Below are 5,337 nucleotides of genomic sequence, written 5' to 3' on the forward strand. Positions count from 1 at the left end.
CTTCCCGGTCGCCTACAGCAATGTCGGCCGCCGCGACGACGAGTTCGCCGTGGTCCGCGCCGGCCTGAACTACAAGTTCGGCTCGTACTAAGACCCAGGACGCTCCCGGCCTCCGGGCCGGGAGACGGTGCGGCGGGCGAGGGGGTGTTGGTCCTCCTCCTCGCCTGCTGCGCAGAGAGGGCAGCCATCCGGTTGACCTTCGCATCCCCCGCCCGATCACACCGGCCGCGAGGTCGGCGACACCCCAGGCGCTCCCGCGCCCGGGGTGTTTTCGTTGCTACCAGGCTCGGAGCGACCGCGAAGCCGCCTTCCTCGCGAGGCTGAAACCGGCCGCGGCCGGGAGCCGCCGGGCGTCGTGGTCGAGCACGGCCCGCACACTGTCGGCGAGCACGAGCCACGCGCCGGCCATCAGCGTCACATCCTTCAGGACGAGCCGGCCGGCACCCGACAGGTACGGGAAGCCGTGCTGGGCGTCGCCCAAAGCCGAGACCCAGGCCTCCGGCGTGGTGACCAGGAACGACAGGGTCACGACCGGCGTGAGGAAAGCCAGCATCGCGCCGGCCAGCCCGAGGCGCCGCGACACCATCCCGACGAGGACGAGCACGCCGATCAGCAGCTCGACGGTCCCGAGGCCGCGGGAGAACGCGTAGGTGTGATTGGCCGCCTGCCAGGTCCGCTCCGCCAGCTTGAGTTCACCCTCGTGGGTGAGGTGCTGCGCGTATTGATCGGGATGGGCGTAGAAGAACGACATCGCCGGACTGTTGGCGACGAACGGCGTGATGCTTTCGGCCTCGTAGGGCACGAACTTCAGAGCGCCGATCCAGAGAAAGATGACCGCGATGGCCAGCCGCATCGCCTGGAGGCCGATGCGGTTCGAGCCCGGTCCGGACACCAGACCGAGGACCTGCCGGATGTGCGTGTTCATGACACGATACCTTCGCTCGAGGGGGAGAATGCGGGGTCAGGCTTCGGAGGACGCCGCATAGGCATCGAGGGCGCGCGTCGCGTAGACGACGGCGGCTCCCGCGTTGACGCTGGTGGCGACGCCGAGTGCTTCGGCGATCTCGGCTTCCGTCGCACCGAGCTTACGCGCGGCGTCGGTGTGGACCGTGATACAGCCGTCGCAGCGCAGCGTGATCGCGACCGCCACGGCGATCAGCTCGCGGGTCTTGGCATCGAGCTGATCGGTCTTCTGGCCGGCCGTGCTCAGGGCGCCGTAGCCCCGGATCGTGTCAGGGCTGAGCTTGGCGAAATGCCCGACGCCGGCCGTGACCTGCTGCCGGTAGGTGTTCCAATCCATCATGTGCATGACGACCTCCTGTGTGATGACACGGAAGGTAGTCGGCGGCCGTCCCGTCCTCGATGACCGTCCGGTGCAAGCGGATGACCGCGGGGATCAAGCTGACGCCGCGGCGTGCGCGCCGTGGCGCGCCTGCCCGGGGCGGAGTCCGTATTTGCGCAGGAAGGCGCGGCTCAGCGCGGCCGCGGATTGGTAGCCCACCTCGTCGGCGAGGCGATCGAGCGGGATCGGCTGGGTCCGCAGCCGGTGATGGGCGAGCCCGAGCCGGAGGTCCGTCAGGAACGCCAGCGGCGCGACGCCGGCCGCCTTGCGGAAGGCCCGCACGAGGCTCGCCCGGGACGCCGCTGCCGCGGAGGCGAGTTCGTCCAGCGTCCAGGCACGGCGTGGATCGCCGACCATGGCGAGCACCGCCTGGGCCGTCATCCGCTGGCCGAGAAGGCGCAGCACACCCTCGGCCGGGGCCGCGGTGTCGAGGTGGGCGCGCAGCATCAGCATGAACAACGCGCTGGCCAGGTTCTCGGCGATGGCGACCGCTCCGGCCTGCACGTCGCTCAGCTCTTCGCGGATCCCCACCAGCAGGGGGTGGAAGCGGGTGGAGAGCGGTTGCTCGCCGACGCGCAGCACGACGAGATCCGGCAACGCGGCCACGATCAGGCTCTGGGGCGCCGCTTCGAACCGCAGGCGGCCGCAGACCAGCTCGACATCTGGCTCGGTGCCGAGGCTGGTCTTGAACCGGAGCGTGCCGTGATGCCGGACGGCGACCGACGCAGGCGGCTGCGCGTTCGGTCCCGCATCGCGCATCGTGTGCGCATCGCCGCGCGGCAGAAGCAGGATGTCCCCGGCGGCCAGGTGCAACGGCTCAGATCCCGGCCGCTGGAGCGTGGCGCGGCCGCGCGTGACGATGTGGAAATACGCCTGCCCGGCCGGCTCGGGCTCATGGATGGCGGCCCAGGCTCCGCCGAAGCGGCAGACATCGTCCAAGTGTGGGCGCACGCGCAGCAGCGGCGCGAGCCCACTCAGGACATCCTCGGCTTTCGTATCCATCGCGCGCCGATCCTATACGGCGATCGACCCGTCTGGACATGGCCCTGCGCCGGGCTCCGGTGCGTAACCGCGCGCGAGGCCTCCGCGGGGATCCTCGGTGCCGCGCAGCGAGGCCGCGTCCGTTGCGCCTCGGATCGGGATCTCGGCGCCAAACCTCCTCCGGTCAGTGAGGTGGTGAGGCGCTGCCATCGCGCAGAGGTTGCGGGCCGGGGCGTGTGGCCAAGGACCCCGAAGGCTGCAGCGGGGTTAGCCCTTCTAGGAGCGCGGTCGACCCCGACGAGGTCCGCCCCGCGGCACGGAGAACATGATGTCGGACAGCACCTTGGCTTCAGTAACGGTCCCCTCCCTGAAGGCCGCGCGATCGGCGCGCGACCGCCTCGCCCGTGCCGGGTTTGCGCGCAACAGCATCGACATCGAGCGGCATGGCGACGTGTTCGCGGTCTCGATCAACACCCGGGAGGAGAACCGGGATCGGGCCGAGCGCATCCTGACCGGCTCGCCGCTGGGCAACGATCTGCGCCAGGCCGGCGAGCAGGCGGCCGATTTCCTGCACGGCAACCGCTCCCTCGCCCTCGGCCTCGCCGCGCTGGCCGGCTTCGCCCTCTTCAGCCTTACGAACCGCCGGTAACGGCTTCGCGTCGTCGGCAGGCCGACCCCGTGAGCGCTCGCCCATCCCCGTTCGGCCTCAGGCCCCGGCAGACGGCGCCGGAGATCGAGGGGACGTGCGGGGCCCCGCAGCCTCCTGAAGCGGCTGACGCGCCGCTGCCTGGGCTGCGCGGCGTCCGCCGAGCGGGTCATCCGTCACCGGCTGGCCCGCTCGGCTGCCGGGTGGACGCGTTCGGGCGCCCCTGGCCAATCGATCACGAATTCGATGGACGGCCGAGGGCCTGCCCAATCTCGAACGAGACGGCGAGGCCACCCACTTCGGCGCCACCGATGTAAGCCTCCATCATGGTAGGTTGTGAGAACCGAGCCACCTCACCCCACGCCGTTCCGCCTGCGGAATTCGGCCGGGGTGATGCCGACGTGGCGCACGAAGGCCCGGCGCAGGGTGTCGGCGTTGGCGAAGCCCGTCAGGGCGGCGACCTGCTTGGGGGAGAGGCCCTCCGCTTCCAGGCGGCGCCGCGCCGCCGCAACCCGGGCGGCCTCGACCCAGTCGGCCGGGGTCATGCCGACCTCGCTCCGGAACAGCCGCGCGAAGTGCCGGGGGCTGAGGCCGGCCCGTTCGGCCAGCCGGGCCACGCTGTGGTCCTCCGCGGGGGCGGCCGCGATCCAGCGCTGGACCTCCTGGAACACCGCCCGGCCCGACGGTTCGGCCGCGCCGCTGCGGCTGAACTGCATCTGGCCGCCGGGCCGCCTGAAGAACATCACGAGCTGCGCGGCGACGCGCTTGGCCAGCTCCCGGCCGAGATCCTCCTCGACCAAGGCCACCGCCAGGTCGAGGCCCGCCGTCACCCCGGCCGCGGTGCAGACCGGGCCGTCGCGGACCTGGATCGCGTCCGGCTCGACCCGGATCGCGGGGTAGCGCCGGGCCAGGGCGTCGGCCGCCGCCCAATGGGTGGTGATCCGGCGCCCGTCCAGCAGCCCGGCTTCGGCCAGCGCGAAGGCACCGGTGCAGACCGAGCCGAAGCGCCGAGCCGATGGGGCCGTGCGCCGCAACCAGTCGAGCAGGGCGGCGGCGGGACGCCGATGCGGCGCGTCCGGCGATCCCGCAACCAGCACCGTGTCGGGGGCCCCGGGATCGGCGTCGAAGATCGTCCGGTCCGCGAGCAGCCGCGCGCCGGACGAGGTCGCGATCGTGGTGGCCTGCGCGGACACGATCTCGGTCCGGTAGACGGCGCGCCCGGCCTGGACATTCGCCTCCGCGAACACGTCCAGCGGGCCGGAGACGTCGAGCATCTGCACGCCCGGTCCCGCGACGATCACGAGTCTCCGCTCCACGCTGCACGCCCTCACGTCCGCCGGACGCGCGATTTGGCCGTCTGGGACGTGTTCCGTCAAATCCGGACGTAACGCGCGGCGCTAACCTCCCGGGGGCAGCAAGGAGTGAAAGCCATGGCTCATCCCATCGACGGCGTCGCCATTCCCGACAGCACGCTCGCTCGCGCGGTGACCGAGCTCGTCCGGGATACGGAATCGCCGCTGCTCTTCCACCATTCCAGCCGCGTCTATTATTTCGGCGCCCTGGCCGGGACGCAGCGCGGCCTGACCTACGATCCGGAGCTGCTCTATGTCGGCGCGATGTTCCACGACATGGGGCTGACGCCGCAGCACAGCAGCGCGACCGAGCGCTTCGAGGTCGACGGCGCCAACGCGGCCCGGGACTTCCTGCGCGGCCACGGCATCGCCCAGGCCGATATCGACACGGTATGGGCCGCCATCGCGCTGCACACCACGCCGGGCATCCCGCAGCACATGCATCCCGTGGTCGCCCTGGTCACCGCCGGGGTCGAGATGGACGTGCTCGGGCTGACCTACGCCCAGTACAGCGACGCCGAGCGCGAGGCCGTGGTGCGGGCGCATCCCCGGCCCCCGCATTTCAAGGAGGATATCATCCAGGCCTTCTACGAGGGGATCCGGCACAAGCCGGACACGACCTTCGGCAACGTCAAGGCCGATGTGATCGCCGACAAGGAGCCGCATTTCCACGCCGGAAACTTCTGCAGCGTGATCCGCCATTCGCCCTGGCGCGGGTGAGGCGGCGCGGGGAACGCAGGTCTCCTCTCCTTGAGACAGCACAAAGCCCCGGGCGCCATGGGCATCCGGGGCTTTGTGCTGACCTGGGCGTCCCGTCCGATCGGGCCGGGGCTCCGGGGCGAAGCGGCCGGTCGGGCGTGGGGCCTGGGGAGGCCCCCGTCCATCCGAAACGCTCCCGGCCCGGAGGCCGGGAGCGTCCTGGGTCTTAGTACGAGCCGAACTTGTAGTTCAGGCCGGCGCGGACCACGGCGAACTCGTCGTCGCGGCGGCCGACATTGCTGTAGGCGACCGGGAAG

At 71.3% G+C, this 5,337-nt stretch carries 6 protein-coding genes and 2 pseudogenes; 3 read left to right on the top strand and 5 right to left on the bottom strand.

All coding sequences use genetic code 11. From position 1 onward, the window contains the following. A pseudogene (locus WYO_RS32290) lies at positions 1–91 on the top strand (porin family protein); the annotation flags it as partial. A gap of 186 nt (positions 92–277) precedes the next feature. Here WYO_RS32290 and rclC read toward each other — a convergent pair. The 3 genes from rclC to WYO_RS28255 form a co-directional block, all read right to left on the bottom strand. After that, entirely contained in the window at positions 278–925 is a 648-nt protein-coding gene (gene rclC, locus WYO_RS28245; RefSeq protein ID WP_007569237.1) for a reactive chlorine resistance membrane protein RclC, read from the bottom strand. Positions 926–961: 36 nt separating this feature from the next. Continuing rightward, positions 962–1,309 (bottom strand): carboxymuconolactone decarboxylase family protein, encoded by a 348-nt coding sequence (locus tag WYO_RS28250; protein WP_007569239.1) that lies wholly within the window; start codon positions 1,307–1,309, stop codon positions 962–964. An 87-nt stretch (positions 1,310–1,396) separates the two neighbouring features. Beyond that, positions 1,397–2,344: an AraC family transcriptional regulator gene (locus tag WYO_RS28255; protein WP_007569242.1), complete on the bottom strand. Its 948-nt coding sequence runs from the start codon at positions 2,342–2,344 to the stop codon at positions 1,397–1,399. A 307-nt stretch (positions 2,345–2,651) separates the two neighbouring features. Here WYO_RS28255 and WYO_RS28260 point away from each other — a divergent pair, with 307 nt between their 5' ends. After that, positions 2,652–2,972, top strand: coding sequence for a hypothetical protein (locus WYO_RS28260; RefSeq protein ID WP_007569243.1), 321 nt, complete (start codon positions 2,652–2,654; stop codon positions 2,970–2,972). A gap of 350 nt (positions 2,973–3,322) precedes the next feature. Here WYO_RS28260 and WYO_RS28265 read toward each other — a convergent pair whose 3' ends face one another. After that, a complete protein-coding gene (locus tag WYO_RS28265; RefSeq protein ID WP_007569245.1) occupies positions 3,323–4,285 on the bottom strand; it encodes a DJ-1/PfpI family protein in 963 nt (320 codons plus the stop codon). Positions 4,286–4,399: 114 nt separating this feature from the next. Here WYO_RS28265 and WYO_RS28270 point away from each other — a divergent pair, with 114 nt between their 5' ends. Next, positions 4,400–5,041: an HD domain-containing protein gene (locus WYO_RS28270; RefSeq protein WP_007569246.1), complete on the top strand. Its 642-nt coding sequence runs from the start codon at positions 4,400–4,402 to the stop codon at positions 5,039–5,041. A 205-nt stretch (positions 5,042–5,246) separates the two neighbouring features. On the opposite strand, the pseudogene WYO_RS32295 reads toward WYO_RS28270, so the two are convergent. After that, a pseudogene (locus tag WYO_RS32295) lies at positions 5,247–5,337 on the bottom strand (porin family protein); the annotation flags it as partial.

It is taken from the genome of Methylobacterium sp. GXF4, from assembly GCF_000272495.1.
GTDB classification, from domain to species: Bacteria; Pseudomonadota; Alphaproteobacteria; order Rhizobiales; family Beijerinckiaceae; genus Methylobacterium; species Methylobacterium brachiatum.